This is a genomic window from Paenibacillus woosongensis (genome assembly GCF_009725165.1).
Lineage (GTDB): Bacteria > Bacillota > Bacilli > Paenibacillales > Paenibacillaceae > Fontibacillus > Fontibacillus woosongensis.
Genome location: NZ_WNZW01000001.1, coordinates 1,042,679 through 1,060,310, shown reverse-complemented (window position 1 = coordinate 1,060,310; position 17,632 = coordinate 1,042,679). Strand labels below are relative to the sequence as shown.

Annotated in this window: 15 protein-coding genes; 14 read left to right on the top strand and 1 reads right to left on the bottom strand. The window is 53.1% G+C overall.

Annotated elements, in window-relative coordinates; genetic code table 11:
- Positions 1-9 precede the first annotated feature (9 nt).
- Positions 10-960, top strand: coding sequence for a serine/threonine protein kinase (locus tag GNP95_RS05045; protein WP_330163266.1), 951 nt, complete (start codon positions 10-12; stop codon positions 958-960).
- Here the strand turns inward: GNP95_RS05045 and GNP95_RS05040 are convergent.
- Positions 923-3,016 carry a vWA domain-containing protein gene (locus GNP95_RS05040; RefSeq protein WP_155609745.1) on the bottom strand — a complete coding sequence of 698 codons (2,094 nt, stop codon included), beginning with the start codon at positions 3,014-3,016 and terminating at the stop codon, positions 923-925. The genes GNP95_RS05045 and GNP95_RS05040 overlap by 38 nt on opposite strands.
- Positions 3,017-3,423: 407 nt before the next feature.
- Here GNP95_RS05040 and GNP95_RS05035 point away from each other — a divergent pair, with 407 nt between their 5' ends.
- The 13 genes from GNP95_RS05035 to GNP95_RS04975 all read left to right on the top strand — a co-directional run bounded on the left by GNP95_RS05035 (position 3,424) and on the right by GNP95_RS04975 (position 17,610).
- On the top strand, positions 3,424-5,592 hold the full coding sequence (locus GNP95_RS05035; protein WP_155609744.1) for a transcriptional regulator: 2,169 nt from the start codon (positions 3,424-3,426) through the stop codon (positions 5,590-5,592).
- A gap of 599 nt (positions 5,593-6,191) precedes the next feature.
- The gene (locus GNP95_RS05030) at positions 6,192-6,623 is read left to right on the top strand and encodes a membrane-associated protease 1 (RefSeq protein ID WP_110934058.1); all 432 of its coding nucleotides are present in this window, start codon (positions 6,192-6,194) and stop codon (positions 6,621-6,623) included.
- A 122-nt stretch (positions 6,624-6,745) separates the two neighbouring features.
- Entirely contained in the window at positions 6,746-7,204 is a 459-nt protein-coding gene (locus tag GNP95_RS26560; protein ID WP_330163289.1) for a DnaJ domain-containing protein, read from the top strand.
- 39 nt (positions 7,205-7,243) lie between these two features.
- A complete protein-coding gene (locus tag GNP95_RS05020) occupies positions 7,244-7,783 on the top strand; it encodes an FHA domain-containing protein (RefSeq protein WP_155609742.1) in 540 nt (179 codons plus the stop codon).
- Positions 7,784-7,826: 43 nt separating this feature from the next.
- The gene (locus GNP95_RS05015; protein ID WP_155609741.1) at positions 7,827-8,345 is read left to right on the top strand and encodes an FHA domain-containing protein; all 519 of its coding nucleotides are present in this window, start codon (positions 7,827-7,829) and stop codon (positions 8,343-8,345) included.
- Between the two features lie 20 nt (positions 8,346-8,365).
- The gene (locus GNP95_RS05010; protein WP_155609740.1) at positions 8,366-9,250 is read left to right on the top strand and encodes a PP2C family protein-serine/threonine phosphatase; all 885 of its coding nucleotides are present in this window, start codon (positions 8,366-8,368) and stop codon (positions 9,248-9,250) included.
- Positions 9,251-9,295: 45 nt separating this feature from the next.
- The gene (locus GNP95_RS05005) at positions 9,296-11,131 is read left to right on the top strand and encodes a PP2C family protein-serine/threonine phosphatase (RefSeq protein ID WP_155609739.1); all 1,836 of its coding nucleotides are present in this window, start codon (positions 9,296-9,298) and stop codon (positions 11,129-11,131) included.
- A complete protein-coding gene (locus GNP95_RS05000; protein WP_155609738.1) occupies positions 11,128-12,414 on the top strand; it encodes a normocyte-binding protein in 1,287 nt (428 codons plus the stop codon). Before GNP95_RS05005 ends, GNP95_RS05000 begins: the two co-directional genes overlap by 4 nt.
- Positions 12,405-13,103: an iron-dependent peroxidase gene (locus tag GNP95_RS04995; RefSeq protein ID WP_155610037.1), complete on the top strand. Its 699-nt coding sequence runs from the start codon at positions 12,405-12,407 to the stop codon at positions 13,101-13,103. The genes GNP95_RS05000 and GNP95_RS04995 overlap by 10 nt, the downstream gene beginning before the upstream one ends.
- A gap of 212 nt (positions 13,104-13,315) precedes the next feature.
- On the top strand, positions 13,316-15,964 hold the full coding sequence (locus GNP95_RS04990; RefSeq protein WP_155609737.1) for an acetate and sugar kinases/Hsc70/actin family protein: 2,649 nt from the start codon (positions 13,316-13,318) through the stop codon (positions 15,962-15,964).
- 104 nt (positions 15,965-16,068) lie between these two features.
- Positions 16,069-16,545 carry an RDD family protein gene (locus tag GNP95_RS04985; protein ID WP_155609736.1) on the top strand — a complete coding sequence of 159 codons (477 nt, stop codon included), beginning with the start codon at positions 16,069-16,071 and terminating at the stop codon, positions 16,543-16,545.
- Positions 16,538-17,050: an RDD family protein gene (locus GNP95_RS04980; protein ID WP_196427066.1), complete on the top strand. Its 513-nt coding sequence runs from the start codon at positions 16,538-16,540 to the stop codon at positions 17,048-17,050. Before GNP95_RS04985 ends, GNP95_RS04980 begins: the two co-directional genes overlap by 8 nt.
- 74 nt (positions 17,051-17,124) lie before the next feature.
- Positions 17,125-17,610, top strand: coding sequence for an RDD family protein (locus GNP95_RS04975; RefSeq protein ID WP_155609734.1), 486 nt, complete (start codon positions 17,125-17,127; stop codon positions 17,608-17,610).
- Positions 17,611-17,632 lie beyond the last annotated feature (22 nt).

The following is a 17,632-nucleotide window of genomic DNA, read 5'->3' as shown; positions in this document are numbered from 1 at the left end:
AGGTTGACAGTGAATAAAGGTTTATTGGGGAATGACGCAGGTGGTTTGCGCCGGAATGCGCGATTGCAAAGCGCGGAGTCCGGCAAGGAGCAGCGGACCTACCGGGTCCGCAGCACAATTTCAACGAGCGAGCTGGCCATAGTATATGCGGCCAGAAGCGAAGAACAGGAAATGAAGTGCGTAATTAAAGAGTTCTTCCCGAAGGCGCTTGTGCGCAGAGGGAAGGATGGCAGCTCCGTACGCCGTTTATCCGGCGTGCCGCACGACAAGTATGAAGCGCTGAGGAATGCATTTATCAATGAAGCAGTCCTTCTTAAGGCCTGCGAGCATCCCGGCGTGGTCCGCTGTATCGATCAATTTGAACAAAATGGCACCGTCTATATCGTCATGGAGTTCATTGAAGGAATGACGCTGGCGGAAATGGTCGGCGGACGTCCAGACATGATAGAGCCCGGCTTCCTGTACAGGACGATGCTTCCGTTGATCGAGACGCTGGAGCATCTTCATCAGCAGGGAGTCATTCATCGTGACTTGAAGCCGGGCAATATTATGATCGACCAGGAGGGTCGCGCGAAGCTGCTAGATTTCGGCTCGGCCGTACGCTTTGCGGAAAGCGGCGCCCACCCGATCCTGACCACGGCAGGTTATTCGCCGCTTGAGCTCTATTCCGAGCAGTCCAAGCAAGGTCCGGTTAGCGATATTTACAGCCTGGCGGCTTTATTGTATTACTGCTGCCGCGGCACAGCGCCGACCGATGTCCGCAAGCGGCTGTTTGACGACCGCCTGGAGCCGGTCAGCGCCGGGCTGAAGCGCGGCTGGCCGTTCCTGTCCCGGGCGATCCAACGCGGGCTCATCGTGTCCCCGGATAAGCGCTGTTCATCCCTTAAATGGTTCAAGGCAGCGATTACGATGGAATACGTGACTAGCCCGTCTGTTCGCCGGAAGAGCCGCTCCGGATAAAAATATTCGTCGCAGGCTTAATCGCCTTATAACGCAGCTCGATTTCGGTAATGCCGTCCTCGAATGTAATGTACAGCTTGTCATTATATTCGAGGGCTTCTTTTTTGTCCTTCGGCAGCGGTGTACGGTTGCGGACAAGGGAAGAGCGCGATGTGTTCTTCACGATCAGCTTGCCGTCTTTTCCCGGCGTAAAGACGATGTGCTCGGCTTCCGGGAGCGGCTCATGAACGTCGAGGCTTACGAACAGCTCGAGCAGCGTGACCTTCCGCCCCTCAAACGAGGTGAGCGGCCAAGACTTGACCGGCACTTCGCTTCCGCTGGCTGTTGCAAGGAAATATCCTTCCAGCTTGCCGGTAAAGCCCGGTTTCGGCCGAAGCCATAAGAATAAACCGACAGTGGCGGCAAGCAGCAGAATGCCTCCAGCGATAGACCATTTCAGTACCGTATATTTTGATTTGACGTGAACGTTCAGGACCGCGGTGGCCGAGCCGCCCTCCGAATCGGTAGCCGTCAGTGTAATCTGGGCCTGTCCGGTTTTTAACGGCGACAAAGCGAGCGTGCCGTTTTGAAGCTCGGGAGTTACTGTTTTGCCCGGGGCGCCACTGTGCAGTTGATACGTTAATTCATCCCCGTTCTCGTCGAGGAATAAGTCGCTTAATGCCAGCATGGCTTGCCCGTCTTCTTTGATGACCTCCACGTGTTCGCTGCCATGGACAGTAGGTGCAAGATTGACGATCTTCTGTTCATGGACGGCGCTATGCCTGTAGAAGCTTGGCCCGTCCATTTTTACCTGCCATTTGTATTGGCCTGAAGAAGGAAACACATACTCGGCATAGAAGCGCGTTCCTTCATTTTTCATATCCACCATTGTGTCTTTATTCGTCTGCAGGTCGGTAACGATCAGTTGACCCTGCAGGGAGTCGTAAAGTTCCTGTTCTGTTAGCGGCTCATTCGCCGCCGGGTGGACCAGCTTGGCCTCGATGCCAGTAGGCTGTCCCTTGATCGCGTTACTGCTGATGATCGCGGCATGGGCCTCCATTTCGTAGCTGCCGAGCAGATTGATTTTGACGAGATCCCCAGGCGTCCCTCTGAATTTGAGCTTGGCCGTTCCTTTCTTTGGCTGTGATACCTTGATTAGCGTATAGCTTCCGGATTTGAACATGCGAATGTTCTCCGAGCTGTAGAACAGCTGCGTCTCTTTGAGCGAATGCTCGGAGAGCAGTATGATATTGGCTTCCCGCATGCTGGAATTAGGAATATCGACCTGCACTTCCTGCAGTTGTCCCGTAGCGGTAACGCCAGCCACCGGAAGCAGTACTGACCTCATTTCCGCCGCAAAAATCCGATTGAAAATCTCCGGCAGATCGTCCGCGCTGCTGGTAATATACGATGCGCCTCCCGTTTCCTTCGAGATTCGTTCCAGCTCATCGGGATTGACCGTTCCGTCATGGTTCAGTCCGATGGTGTAGATCGGATAACCGTCCTTCTGCGCCTTGGCGATTGCCTTATCTACGTCCTTGGCCGAATCGGCGGCCGTCCGCTTGGAATATCCGGGGCCAAAGTCGGTTTCCCCGTCCGAGAGCAGAATGACGAACGGCTTGCGTCCGCTCCCCTCTCCTTCAGCTGCTTTTGAAGAAATTAAGTTCCCGCCCGTGTTCAAACCCAGTCCTAAATCGGTGTATCCGCTTCGGCGCAGTCCGGCAATTTTCTGCTTCAGCTCCGTTTTGTTCGCCGCAACGGAAATCGAAGTCAGCGGCTTGGAGGCCACAATCTGATGGTTGTATGCCACAAAGCCTACTCGCGTCCTGCTCGCTTCGCTCATATCCATGAACATATGAATGACCTCGCTGGCCGTTTTGTTTGGATCGGCATGATTCATGGAGTAGCTTGTGTCCAAAACAAAGACCGCGTCAAAAGCGTCAGATTGGTATTCTTGTAAGGAATTTGCAGAAACATTGGCCGAATTGTGAAAAATTGACGTAAAAAACGTAAAAACAAAAATCAGGATAAAAGTCCTACTCATCAAAAGTTTGGTTGATGATTGTTTTTGCCTCATTTACCGATACCCGCCTTATGTACTATATAGTGTTGAAATAGAGCGAAAGTAGTCGCTCAAATATGTATATTTAAACTTATATCGGAATCAGAGCTTGAATATTGTATATAATTCCAGAAAATAGGTCTTAGATTGGATATAATTCCCTTGAAAATATGGGTATAAGGTTCTTTAGTCCCTGAATACCTCAACAATTCAATATATTGACAATTCGTATTGGCGTGTCTGATAATACCCTCGAGACCCGGGTGGAGTGTATCGCCTCCCGGTCAAGCGACTCATGTATCCAGGTACGATAGTCGGATACTGTCGAAAAATCAGTAGTACAAGCGTCCGGCATGGGAATGAATCCGAGATTTCATCAGGCCGGCTGCGCTTTTGTAGAAACGGGAGGAGGAATTACGACAATGGATATTATCAATCAGACCAATCGAACGATGCTGTTCGAGGAGATCAATCCCGAGAAGCTGGACCTGATTACCATCGTGGGTGATGTCAAAGGCATTGACAGCCTAAGCGACGACAAAATCAAGGAGATCAACAGCCAGCTATTGGTGCGGAGCTTCGATGAGTTTCTGGACAAGTTCTCGCCGACGGTGTATTCATTCTTCAACGCGGCTAACCAAAAGGTTGTCTACATGCTGAAGAAGCCCGAAGGAATTGCCGAGGAAGCGATCTCTGAGATCCGGATTGATCAACACAACGATTTCCTGAAAATGCTGTTCACGCTGATCGACACGAAGCGAAGCCAAGGGATGACCAACGTGGATTTCAGATTCGAGCATCTGCTCGACATGATCTCTCCGAAGAAAGTGATGGACGACATTCGCCAGGTTCGGAAGGAAATCCATTACATGTATGGTCAATACGAGAAGCTGGATGACGAGGATCCGAAGAAGCTGGATATGGGGGACAAGCTGAACGCGATGTTCGAAGAGGCGAGCGCCAATTACAACAACGTGATGGCAATGCTTCCGCTCGCGATCGAGGATATCAAGACGCGGCTTCTGCTTGGCAGCTCGAACGAGGAACAGGATGCCGAAGCTGTACAAATCGGTATGCTGACGATCGGGGAGAGCGGCGAGCTGAAGATCATCGAGGCGCCGAAGGGCGAGAGCACGGAGCTCGTGCTGCTGGATGAGAGCAGCTCCAATGACCTGGCTCAAGTCTTCGAAGAAGACTATAACTCGATCACAGAGTCTCCGTCCGGTTATGTGAAGGATCTGGTGGTTCGCACATTCAGCCCGCTGCCGGCTGTAAGTACAGATATTGATCTGGAGACAGAGGTACAGAACTACAACACGTATCTGGAATTCTACAAAACGGCGAAAGATGATTTCGTCAAGACGGTTAAGCCGCTGGTCGAGAAAATCCTCGGCGTGAAAATGTTCTTTGACCAATATGCGGTTAAGAACAAGGGCATGGCTCCTTCTCTGCTTGTGACAAATACGAAGCTCGATATGATCGTGAAGAGCGCGAACATTCCTCGTCTGGAGACCTACCTGAACACGGTGAACTCCAAGAACGATTTCAGCGATACGATCTGGTTCGGCATTGTGCCTTCCGTAGAGCTGGAGACAGCCGGCAAGGTGAAGGTTAGCCGCGAACGCTTCAAGGGCAACGAGAAAATTGCCAAGCAGGACGGAAACACGATGGAATCATTGTCGATGCTCATGCAGGTGGTCAAAGACTTCAAGGTGCAAATCTTCTTCAGCTTCGAGTCGGGTGAAGAGACGACATTTAACAACATGGCTACCGCAGGAATCGACAAATACATCGACAAATGCACGCCGCTGATCCGCAAGGAATACAGCGAATATGCCATTCCATGCATTCCGAACTTTACGGTCATTCCGAAGGAAAAGTCCGGGGTTGTCATCGACAGCCGTATGGTGCAGACCGAAAACGGCGCCCAGCTCTCCAAGGAGAAAGAGGATATTCTCAAGCTGTGGATCGAGGGCGTATACGTAGGCGCGTCCTATGTAGCTGCGGGAATCGTGGCGGCATATCAATGTCCGGAATACTTGAAGGAATCCTTCAAGAACACGAGCAAAGAATTCCCTGGCGTGCGCTTTGACATCGAAGCGGGCGAGAACAGCCTGCGGGCCGTAACGACGATGGCCAAGGAGATTACCGGCTTCACGAATACGATCAAGGATTCGATCAACCGGAAGAACTTCGGCTTTATTTTCTCGTCGGAAAATGCACAGCTGCAAGGCAAAGACATTCGCCGGATTACGGTGTACAAGGCGAGAAGCCTGGCCGCGTCCGAGGACGGGTTCGACTCGATTTACAAAACCTTGGTTAGCACATACATAGAGCGGATTCTCCGCTTCCAGACCGCGGACTTCAAGCATGAGAACATTATTAAATTTTTCAGCAACAACCCGAGCAGCCAGAAGAGCATGTGGCTGGCCAAGCGCGGTTTCATAAATTCAATCATTCATGACGGCGATGACATGAACTATGTGATCGACGAGAAGAACAATCTGTGCCACATTGACCTGATCTATAACGGCAATGTGAAGAATTTGGAAGTTATGATCACCAAAGGCACCAGCCCAGTCAAAGTCTAAGGCAACTTTTGATCACGAAGCGGGGACTGGGAGTAGCTCGGCGTCGCATCTTGAATTCAGCCGGGCCTTCCGGTACTCATGTAGGATTTTCCTACACTCCGTTTCCTCAGTCCCTAGCTTCATCCAACCTTCTTGGTGCTGAAAAGTTGCCTAGAGGAAATTCGAAGAGGGCTTTTGATCACGAAGCGGGGACTGGGAGTAGCTCGGCGTCGCATCTTGAATTCAGCCGGGCCTTCGGGTACTCATGTAGGATTTTCCTACACTCCGTTCCTCAGTCCCTAGCTTCATCCAATCTTCTCGGTGCTGAAAAGCCGTTTTTTGAATCTGATTAAAGTTAACAACTTTTGATCACGAAGCGGTAACTGAGGGTAGCTCGGCGTCGAATCTTGAATTCAGCCGAAACTTCACGAAAACCGACTTTTGGATCAGGAAAAAGATGATGAAGACCTATTGAATTTGATAGGTGCCACTTTTATCAGGAAGTAATAACATAATTTGTATGTAGGAGACGATCCTTCATCGGCTCGTCTCGTTACATAAATTTCGGGCAGGCTGTATCGCCCGGACCAATATCATTTTATTTTGAGGAGGATTTACTTATGGGATTCAGATTGAAAGTAGAAGGAGCCGAAACGATCGAGCTCGGAATGGACAACATTCAAAAAGTTATTTATGACACGGATACACCGGACGATTCCAACGCTAGATCCACCGATGTAGGTTCCACTTTGAAAATCAGCGGTAAAATCATCACGGCTACCGATGGCGACAAAGCGGACGACACGCTGAAGCTGGCATTGTGGTCCCTGGTTCCCGCTGAGAAAGCAGACTGCTACCGCAAGCTGACGCTTGAGGTTATCGCAGCGGATCAAGTTGTTCGGGAGATTACTTTCCCTAACGCGTTCGTGGTGGATTACAAAGAAACATTCGGCGACACGGAAGGCGTAGGTACTTTCGAGCTGTACGTGAAGCAAAAGAAAGACAAAACGGAGCTGGCCAAACTGAACGGCGGCTACGACGCAAGCAACTAATTGCACTCATAGTACCAGGATAGCTAGCGATCTCAAGGGGCCAAGCCCCTTGAGATTTACTATACCTTGATGCAATTGCACGCTAGCACAAGCACAACCGAAAGCGGGGGAACGCGTTGAACGTGACCGACTATTATGCCCAGCTCGGAGTTTCCCGGCAGGCAGCGGCGGCAGAGATCAGGCAGGCATACCGTAAGCTGGCCAAGCAATATCATCCGGATGTCAATCCAGGCAACGCGGAGGCGGAAGCCAAGTTCAAGCTAATTGTCGAGGCTTACGAGACTTTGAGCGATGAACAGCTTCGCGCGGCATACGATGAGAAGCTGGCTAACCCGAACCAGGGTTCGGGGCAGAGAAGCGGCAGGCCGCAGCAAGGGCAGGGCAAGCCGAGGACGTCTGGCGCGGCGTCCGGGAAAGTGGAGGCGGAGGGCTTTGACCCGGCCGCGATGCGCAAGCAATTCGAGCAGTTTTTTGGGATGTCGACCAAGGGGCAGACGGATGCCCAGAGCAAGGAAGCCAGTGAGAAAAATCCGCTGGATACGACAGGAATCTTCAATCAATTTTTTGGCTATCGAAAATAACGCATTTAGCATACATACAACATTGACGGGGGGAGCGCTTTGAAGCCGGAGAACCACAAATGGATTACACTCATCGATCTGCTGCTGTACGTTATATTAGCCGGTACGGTGCTGTATGCCCTGCTCCGTCCTTTGCATTATACATGGCAAATGTCCATCGTCGCGGGAGCGGCCGTGATTGCCAGCGTAGTGATTTGGACCGGAGGCCGTCCCCATGCCAAGCCGTCCCTGGCGAGGGAAGCGGTCACAAAGATCGTGCTGCTCGATGATGACGGAGAGCGCGTAAAAGAATGGTACGTCAAGGGAGAGACCTCGGTTCTCATCGGAAAAAATACGCAGAGCGGCGAGGTTGACATAGATTTGTCGGACAGCGAGTATGCGTCGCTCGTCAGTTCCGAGCATGCCGTCTTGAATCGCGTCGGCGACCAGTGGTTCATTGAGGATGCGGAATCCCACAGCGGGACAGGCATTCGCAAAGCGGGACGCAGCGATGCGAAGCGGCTGATTGTCGAAGAGCCGGTGGAAATCGGCCCGGGCGATCTAATTTTTATCGCCAATACTAGGCTGTTGGTCAAATAACGGGGAAATACCACTTACTTACATATGGGGGAATGAATCGAAGATGAGCTTGACGAGATGCCTGAATGGACACATGTTCAGTACGCGGAAGCATGGCAACACTTGTCCATATTGCAACACGACGCTAGAGCAGCCTTCGCGGAACGAATCGCGCAGACCCCAGGTCGCGGAGGATATGGAAGAGAAGACGATGCCTTATCTGGGAGAGACAACAGGAATTCAGCCCGTAACCGGCTGGCTGGTCTGCGTCGAAGGCCCGCAAATGGGGCAGGATTACCGCATTCTGGCTGAGAAAAACTTTATCGGCCGTGCGGAGGAAATGCAAATCCGGATCATTGGGGACAACGCGGTATCCAGACGCAACCATGCCGTCATCGTCTATGACCCGAAGAAGCGCAATTTCTATCTGCTTCCCGGTGATGCTTCGGGACTGGCTTACCACAACAATGAAGCGGTATACACGCCGGTTGAGCTTAACGCCTATGATTTAATCCAGCTCGGCCGCAGCAAATTCGTGTTCGTGCCTTTATGCGGTCCACATTTCGAGTGGGATAACAGTTAATCAAAGAACGGATGGTCATGATGGAGGATTGGAGTTTTATCGAATCATACGGAATCGTTGCGGCTGCGCTGACCGTAGTCGCCGTGCTGCTTGTGCTGCGGCAGAAGCTGCGGACGAGCCCTGTGGCGGAGATTCCCGGCGAAGATACCGAACCCATGTATATTCCAGACATCATTGAAACGGTCAAAATCGGGAATGCCCAGACGATCGGCAAGCGGGACGAGCAGGACGACTACTTCTCAAGCTCGACGACGCGCATCGGAACGATGGCGGCGATCGCCGACGGCATAAGCGGATTGTCGTATGGGCGAATGGCCAGCACGCTGGCCGTCACGATGTTCGCAAGGGAGTATTTGAAGGTGGATGATCCGGCGGATATTCCCGAGTATTTTCACAAAGCGGCTCTGATCAGCAACCGGGCAATTATGGAGCAGCTGGGCGGAGCGACCGGGGGAACCACGCTCGTCGTCGGTATTGTGTCTGGAGGATTATTGCATTGGGGAGCGGTTGGGGACAGCATGCTCATTCTGTTCCGGGACGGCGAATTCATGCCGATCAACTCCAAGCACACGCTGGAATCGATTCTCGAAGCCAAGTATTTGGCCGGTGAAATCAGCAAAGAGGAAGCGAAGGAGAATCCGAACCGCAACCAGCTGATCAATTATTTGGGGTATGGCGGCTTCCAAAGCATGGAGGTCGGCGAACCGGTGCCACTGCAGGCGAATGACACAATCATTCTGTGCAGCGACGGGGTATATGATGCGCTTACCGAGGTGGAAATGGAGCAGATTCTGATGCAGGGCCTGCACCCGCAGGATGCCGCGGAGGAAATGATCAGCCTCATCGAGCGCAAGAAATACAAGCATCAGGACAACGCTACGGTCATTATTTTGCAAGTGATCTAATCACATCATTATTCTCGCAGCAGGACGGGGGAAACGGAGGGACACATGAGAAAGGAGAACAGCGATTTCAAGACCGCATTTGTCTCGGAAGCGGGTTCGTTTATCGACAACAGAGATTATTTTGCCTTCGTGGAGCTCGAGGACATGGCTTGCTACGTGATTGCGGATGGCCTCGATACGGATCGAGAGGTGCTTAGCGCGAAAATGGCGGTCAGCGTTATCCTGGAGAATTTTATGGCGAAGCCGTCTTTGTCGCGCAAGAAGATCCAGCAGGATCTGGAGGCGGCCCATGAGTGGCTGAAGTTCGAGAGCCGCAGAGTTCGGCTTAAGGCGAGCGTGCTCGTCGTCGTGACGAATTATACGAAGATGGTGTGGGCGAGCTGCGGCAATGCGCGGTTGTATCATTTTCGCGGCGGGCGGCTTAATTTGCGTTCGAAGGACCAGAGCCTGGCGCAGCTCCTTCTGGAGGACGGTAGAGTGTCCGAGGACAGGCTGTCCAGCCATGAGGAACGCGGAAACCTGCTGAATTACATGGGGCGGCCGGACCGGTTCGAGCCCTATATATCGGAGAAAACCCCGCTTTCCGACGGGGATGTGCTTCTGCTGTGCACGCCGGGAATTTGGGAAGAGGTCGAGCTGCCGGAAATGCTCGATGCACTAGCGGAATCGAGTGATCCCGACAGCTTGACAGATACGCTGGAGGACATCGTCCTCAGCAAGCAGCGGCAGACGGTGAACAATTACACCGCTGCCGCGATTTACGCGAATAAGACGTTTGCGGAGAAGCCAAAAAACCGCAAGAAATGGATCATGCGCATCGGAATAATGCTGCTTACCCTGGCGCTTGCCGGGGGCGGCATCTGGTATGCGAAGTACAGGCAGGCGGTCAAGCTGGCCGAGACGGTCGCCCTGATGACAGAATACGAGCAGGAAGGCGACGAATACGCATCCGCCGGAGATTATCCGAAGGCGCTGAAGGCTTACAGCGAAGCCAAGAACGCAGCCAGCAAGCTGAAGGACAAGCTGCATTTTCAGCTGCTGCGCAACAAGCAGCGCGTGGCCCAGGCGGTGACGGATGGCGACGAATACGTCAAGGACGGCAGCTTCGATATGGCGGTGGACAGCTATACGAAGGCGATTGGCGAGGCGGATAAGTACAAGCCGTTCAAGGTGGAAGACATCGAGGCGCGGATCGAGCGCAGCGAAGCGGTCGCGAAGCTGACGGAAGTGATGAAGGAAGGGGATATCCTCTTCCAGAACCAGGACTACAACAGCGCGCTGGAGCTGTATAGAAAGGCGTACCGGGCGGCGATTGAGGCTAATTATCCGGGCGGCCAGAAGCAGCTGGAGACGAAGATGGAAGAGGCCGAAGGCAAGATCAACCACATTCACCGGGAGACGAAGACGCTTCAGGCTGACAATTTAGAGAAGAAGGGCGACCGCGCACTAGCCGCGCTGGATTATAACGCCGCGATTGAGGCTTACACGCTGGCCCAGGAAATGTACCAGGAAATCGACAAGCTTGAGCGGGTGCTGGCGATGGAGCGGAAGATTGCCAAAGCCGATGAGAAGCGCAATCCGATCGTGCCGGCATCCGGGCAGAATACGGACTCGGGTGCAGGACTGTCCAGCAACCTGGGGGCGAACGGGGCGGCGGCATGGAATGGGGCTGCCGGAACAACTGCAGGCGGAGGCGGAGCTGCCAGCAATAACGGCAGCAGCAGCCAGGCACCCGCGGCAAATTCGCAGGGCCAGGCGCAGAGCCCGAATAGCCAGGGGACGGGTTCATCCTCTGGTTCGGAGCAGGCGGAAGCGGGCAGCAGCACGACAAATGGCATTCAGGATACATCGGCGGCGCCGGGCGGAGGTGGAGAATCATGAAGGACATTGTGATGGATCGGTTGAGCAAAATGGAGGATTTGCAGCAGCGCGGCATGCTGCGCAATTTGATGAGCAGCGTGTTCCTCGGCGTGGTCGAATATCAGGAGGAGCTCAATCGCCAGATCGAGCGGCGGGTATTCGAGGAGGTCGGCAACCAGGACAGCAAATACGATATTTATGCGGCGATGTGCCGCCGGGAGGAATGGGATCCGCTGCACGAGTATTTGTTCCCGATGATTCCGGAGGATACGGGGCCGCGCAGCATTGATTTGCAGAGCCTGGTAGCCCGGTTGAAAGAGGGGGAGGAGCTGCCGCTGTTCTCTTTTTTTCTGGAGTGCCCATATCCTGTCATCCAGGAGCTGCTCTACAGCGACCGGACGTTCCGGGGAGAGCTGGTGACGAGCGGAGGCCGCCATGCCATTCAAATCAGGCTGGAGCGGAATATGACATACATACGTGAAATTGAAAAGCTGTACCATGTGTTTCTGAGCAATGGCCTTCCTTGGCGAACCATCAATCACCCTTATGCCTACAAGTTCGTGAACGCCGTTCTGGTCGGGGGCGAGCTGCAGCTGGGGGAGGAAGAGGAAGTTCAGGAAATTACGGTACATCTGGAGGAATATGAAGAATACAAAAGAACGGATCTGGTGCCGCTCTGGAACATTCAGCGCCTGGAGCTGAAGACGGGGGGCTTCCCGGTTCCCGCGGCCGACCGCGTGAATTTCGAGCATGCGCTGCCGCTGCGGAGCAGCGGGCTGCAGCATGGCTATCTCGTCGATATCAACGATGACAGCATCCGGTACATCAAGCGTTCCCCGGAGGAGCTGACTGTCGTATCGACGCGCGACAAATCTGACGCCTGGCAGGTGCTGAAGGTGGTTGAACCGGTCGGCACGAGCATGAGCAAGCTGAGCTACGCCTTGATGTCGAACCGGCAGCGGGATGATTTCATCAGCAACTATGGCCGCAGACAGGGACAGGTTGTGCGCTCGAAGGGCGAGATCGTGCGGATCATTCATTCTTTTGCCGTGTCGGAATGGCTGGAGCTGGTGGATGTGGAGATTCGTCCGCCGTCCGCGCGCCCTGCGCTGACCTATGAGCTGAACCGGTTCATTACCGACGAAGTGCGGGTGGATAACGGAAAATGGCGGATGTGCCTGAAGTTCAACTACCGGGAAACCGGCAGGGAGCTGGGTTATTTGGCGGAGGATATGATGAGCTTCCTGGTGTCCGAGGTGCAGATGTCGTTCCCGGAATATCGCTGCGAAGGAGAATGGGCGTGAATTACATATGGGATTTGCTCGTTCAGGCGAAGGAAGCCGGCATTCAAAAACGGGATATTACTTTTCTTCCGGCCAAGGTGTACTCGCCTTACATGGAGCTTAGCCTGGAGGAACTGAATGCTGCAGCGGGCGACCATATCGAGGTCGAGGTCAATCCGTTCTACCGCTTCTACGACGTGTTCCGCGATCTGCTCGACATCAACCTGACCGAGGACGAGGAATTCCGCCACACGCTGTTTGATATTCTGATTCATTTCCTGGCGGAGCTGGACTTCATGCAGGGGATGAACAAGAGGGAATATCATATCCGCTTCGTGCTGCGGGACCTGGAGGCCGGGGCGTTCGGCGAGCGGGTGAAGGAGCGGATCGGCCTGTTCGAGCGGGATGAGCGGGAGTGGATCGCCTGCGCGATCCTCCGCATGTACGACACGGGCGAGACGCTGAACCTGCTGCGGAGCACGGTGAGCCGGATTTTCCGCCGCTCGACGATTTACGTCAACAGCGAGGAGAAGGACGAGATGCTGTTCTACATCGGCCAGAAGAAGACGGAGCTCGCCGGCCGGAAGCTGGAGCTGCTGATGGAGCTGTTCCTCCCGGTGCGCTACCGCACCGAGGTGTATTGGGATTGCCATGTGGGGATTATCGATGCCGAGGATACTATGATCCAGGACCGAATCGCCCTCTACTAAAAGGCAAATTTTGATCACGAAGTAGGACAAGGGGGATATACGACATCGAATCTTGAGTTCACTCACTCCTTCCGGTGCTCACGTAGGTTTTGCCTACGCTCCGCTTCCTCAGTCCTGACTTCACTCAACCTTCTCGGTGCTGAAAATTTGATTTTTTTGAATAGGTTTTTGAAGGATGCCCCTAACCATTTTGGAGGAGGAATTTATCAAGCATGAAGGGTTATAAACTGTACACGGATTCCACCAGCCAACAGCGGGTGCGCGGGAAGGTTCTCTATACGCATGATGAGCTGACCGAGATGACCACCTTCCAGCTGCGCAATATTTGCTACCGGGAACGGCTCGTGGAAGGGCTCAGCCATCGGCTTGACCGGGAGGAGATGATCCGCGTCATTCTGAAGTATTTGGGCGCGGACGAAGAGATGTTCATTGGCCCGTACTGCGAAGGCGGCTTCGAGCGCGTGAAAACGGTAATGCGCAAATATATGCAGGCCTCGCTGCAAGGGGACGGGGGCATCAGCGTTCCAGCCCGTATCGTCATTTACCCGGAAATCGCCATCGATAAGAGCGACGGATATAAAGTAAAAGCTCCCGCGATGTTCGCGGAGTCCAATGTACTGCTCGTCAACGACCGGATGGAGCTTTGCGGCATTCTTAATTTGCGCAAGGAGGAGGGCGAGGCGGGCAGCTTTTATTTGGCAGCGGACAGCAGCATGGAGTGGCAGCGGACGTCGAACCGCCAGTACAGCCTGCTGTTCCTGCGCAAGCGCGATTCGGAATACATATACAAGGCGTATTATCAGAGCCAGGCTCTGCCGCCGATTCAAATCCAATATTATAAAATTCCGCTGGCCGATCTGGACATCCGGGAGCTGCAGGCAACGGATGCCGTGCTGGCGATCGATTTCGGGACTTCCAATACGACGGCCGGCGCTTTTTTGTACAACGGATATGCGCAGTCACCAAGCAGTCTCGACGTATTGAACGGCCATATTCGTTCCAATGAGGTGAACTTCGTCAAGTTCCCTGATCCGACGTACCGGAAGCTGGAATGGAGCGAGGCACTGCCTACCGCGGTAAGCGTAGCGGATTGCTCGGACCCGGCCGCGGTGAAATACCAGTTCGGCCATGAGGCGCTGCTGAATATCCGCCGCAGCAGCTACAGCAGCCGCGCTTCGGTCTTTCAGGGACTAAAGCGTTGGGTGAACAACTACGACAAACCGATCGAGGTTATGGACAGTGAGGGAAACACGGCAACCGTGCTGCGTCAGGATATTATCCAGGCGTATCTGAAGCACGTCATCCAGATGGCGGAGCATCAATTCAAATGCAAGTTCAAAAATTTGCATTTCACCAGCCCCGTCAAAATGAAAGCGCCGTTTCTCCAGATGTTCTCCGCCATTTTGCCGGATTACCGGATTGAGAAGGAGGAGGCGCTGGACGAGGGGATGGCCGTGCTGTACAACACAATCGCTGATGGTCTGGAGCGGAATCTGTTCATCGAGGGCGAGGAATATAAAGCGCTTGTCATCGACTGCGGGGGCGGGACGACGGATCTGTCCTCCTGCCGGTTCCGGGTCGAGGACGGGCATATGTCCTATCGCATTGCGATGGATGCGACGTATGAGAACGGGGATACGCATTTCGGCGGCAACAATATCACCTATCGGATTATGCAGTTTATGAAAATCGTCTTCGCCGATTATTATACGGGCGGTCGGCGCCGGGTGACGGATATCGATGATTTGATCGACATTCCGGCGAACGATCTGTTCCGTGAGGTGGACGCTAACGGCGTGGAGGCGGTGTATGCCGAGCTGGAGCGCCGTTACCAGGAGGCGGAGGCGGTGATTCCGACGGCCTACGCCATGTATGAGAACCGCTCGCGGGATGAGTATTACCGGGTGCGCGGTAATTTCTATTTCCTGTGGGAAATTGCCGAGGAAATGAAGCAGCAGTTTTTCCGAAAAACTGGCATTCTGCGCAACCGCTTCGACGCGGAAGCGGACGGCAGCCGGGATAACGATTTGCAGATTACGACGATGGAGCGCTGGTTCCTGTCGGTATCGCGCAGCGGCGAGCTGAAGGACGAGTATGAAATTCCGGATGTCGTGTTCAACATTAAGGAAATTACCCAGTTGATTAAAGGCGATATTTACGAGGTGCTGCGCAAGTTCCTCGACGGCTTCTATCAGGACGGCGTGCTGGGCGAGTACTCGATCATCAAGCTGACGGGACAATCATGCCGGATCGAGGTGTTCCGCGAGGCGCTGAAGGAGTTCGTCCCTGGACGGAGTATCGAGTTCCGGCAAAAGCCGGCCGAGGGCCGGGTGCCCGAGCTGAAGCTCGCCTGCCTGCGCGGAGCGATCCGTTATTTGAACGCGCGGAAAGCTGGCGTCATCGAGACGAGCATTACGAACCATGCGGCTGTCATCCCGTACTCGGTGAGCGCATATACGCATGACCGCCGCGAGCTGGAGCTCATCTCCAGCCTGGAGCGGACGAACCGGGTGCTGGGCTTCATTTCGCGGCCGTACCATACGCAGGAGATCGAGTTCCTTCTGCGGGGAGCGGACGGCGGATTGCGTCACAGCTATGTGTACCATAACCGGACCAAGGACTATCAGTCCGTGAAATACGAGGATATCCAGGCGGTCTATGGGGACAAAATTCCGCAGGACGATACCGACTCCATCGTGAACGGGGAGACGAAGTATTTTGTCTTCGCGGACGACAACCACTGGGGCTTCTACGTCCTGCCGATTGCCCGCCAGAACGAGGGGCTGCTGCTTGGCCGCAAGGAGTTGTTTCCGTTCGAGAGCGACCGGTCGGAGCTGGACTTTTTTGACGGGACGAAGTAGGGGGCGGCAAGCGGTGTAGTAAAGCTTTTAGAGTGCTGAATAATAAGAAGATTGAAATCATGCAGTTAAGCTAACATTGGGTTGACAAGAGGGGAAGAGCGGAAATGTACGATGTTTTATTGCGAAGATACGCAGCACTCGCGATCGATCGGATTATTACCGGTGTGGCGGCTACATTGATCAGTTTCATTTGGATTTTGCCGGGAGAGCTGTTTGAATACAATTCTATCTATTTAGTATTAACGCATCTATTAATATCGATCACCTGTGATTGGATTTACTTCTGTCTGATGGAGTCATCCAAATACCAAGCTACCATCGGGAAGAGACTCCTTGGGGTGATGGTCGTGGACAAAGACTACGAACGAATTACATACGCAAGGGCCAATACCAGGTACTGGGGGAAACTGCTTTCCGGTTTGCTTCTTGGCTTAGGCTACCTGATGGCCTTCTCTCATGAGAAGCGGCAGGCGATGCATGACAGAATGGCGGGGACTTATGTGGTAAAGAAGAGCTTCCTGCTCTTTATGCTCAGCTGTCAAAAAGACGATGATGTCAAAACGGGCATTGCGCATGCATAAAGCAGGGGGGCGAGACATCGTGTATGCACGATTTTGGAAAAGGGCGGTAGCTGCCTTATTGGATCTATTGGTTGTCGCTTCGATTCATCAGGTGATTGGTATATTGACCACTTTTGCATGGTATTGGTGCCTGAGGGATCCCTATGACATCTATGAGTATTTAGATGAAATAATCGTGTTGTTTAACGTTAGTCGAATGGTTCTGATGGCGGTATTATTCTGGCACTACTTCGCGGTCATGGAATCTTCCAAGTTCCAGGCGACGTTTGGCAAGATGGCGATGGGACTCAGGGTAGTTGATCAGGAGGGCCAGAAAATTACCTTCCACCGGGCGACTGCACGATTTTGGAGTAAAAGCTTCTCAGCCATCACGGTACTGATTGGCTGGTTCATGGCGGGCTTCACCAAGAAAAAACAGGCGCTGCATGATATTGCTGCTGGCACTTGCCTGATGGAGGAAGAGATACCGCAAGCCAGACAAATGGAGGCCGCTGCCGCCGTGTAGAAGTATGGCGTTGAGTCTTTTTTTGGAGTGTGTGTTTTAGACGGGCAGGCGGTTTACTGGGAGGAAAGAGTCGAATGTATGACGTGTTATGGAGAAGGTATTTTGCTATGTTTGTTGACCGGATTTTTATGGGGCTGTCCTTATTGATAGTTACCTTTATTTTTATTCCTCCAGAAGAGTTGATGTATCGTTACAACGGGACATTGGTGATATTCAGTTTGCTCGCTCAGTGGCTGTATTTCACTATGATGGAATCTTCCAAATACCAGGCAACCTTGGGCAAGATCATGCTCGGTGTAGTCGTGGTGGATGATAGGGATGAGAGAATTTCCTGGGGGAAGGCCAATGCGAGGTTTTGGAGCAAACTGATTTCATCCATCCTTGGAATAGGTTATTTCATGGCGATTTTCACGGAATACAAGCAAGGTCTGCACGATAAAATCGCTGATACCTATGTCGTCAACAAGGAAATGCTTCTGTATCAGAAAAGCAATGCCAAGCCATTGGAATCCACCAGGAAGCTGGATTTGGCAAGCAAGGGCTTCAACTGGCCGGATTAAAAGCGGCGCTAGACTTAGAAAT

Excerpts from the sequence above, each read along its gene's own strand:
- GNP95_RS05010 (WP_155609740.1), top strand. The coding sequence starts at position 8,366 with ATGGAGGATTGGAGTTTTATCGAATCATACGGAATCGTTGCGGCTGCG.
- GNP95_RS05040 (WP_155609745.1), bottom strand. The coding sequence starts at position 3,016 with ATGAGGCAAAAACAATCATCAACCAAACTTTTGATGAGTAGGACTTTT.
- GNP95_RS05015 (WP_155609741.1), top strand. The coding sequence starts at position 7,827 with ATGAGCTTGACGAGATGCCTGAATGGACACATGTTCAGTACGCGGAAG.
- GNP95_RS04975 (WP_155609734.1), top strand. The coding sequence starts at position 17,125 with ATGTATGACGTGTTATGGAGAAGGTATTTTGCTATGTTTGTTGACCGG.
- GNP95_RS04990 (WP_155609737.1), top strand. The coding sequence starts at position 13,316 with ATGAAGGGTTATAAACTGTACACGGATTCCACCAGCCAACAGCGGGTG.
- GNP95_RS05030 (WP_110934058.1), top strand. The coding sequence starts at position 6,192 with ATGGGATTCAGATTGAAAGTAGAAGGAGCCGAAACGATCGAGCTCGGA.
- GNP95_RS05035 (WP_155609744.1), top strand. The coding sequence starts at position 3,424 with ATGGATATTATCAATCAGACCAATCGAACGATGCTGTTCGAGGAGATC.
- GNP95_RS05005 (WP_155609739.1), top strand. The coding sequence starts at position 9,296 with ATGAGAAAGGAGAACAGCGATTTCAAGACCGCATTTGTCTCGGAAGCG.
- GNP95_RS04985 (WP_155609736.1), top strand. The coding sequence starts at position 16,069 with ATGTACGATGTTTTATTGCGAAGATACGCAGCACTCGCGATCGATCGG.
- GNP95_RS05000 (WP_155609738.1), top strand. The coding sequence starts at position 11,128 with ATGAAGGACATTGTGATGGATCGGTTGAGCAAAATGGAGGATTTGCAG.
- GNP95_RS04995 (WP_155610037.1), top strand. The coding sequence starts at position 12,405 with ATGGGCGTGAATTACATATGGGATTTGCTCGTTCAGGCGAAGGAAGCC.
- GNP95_RS04980 (WP_196427066.1), top strand. The coding sequence starts at position 16,538 with ATGCATAAAGCAGGGGGGCGAGACATCGTGTATGCACGATTTTGGAAA.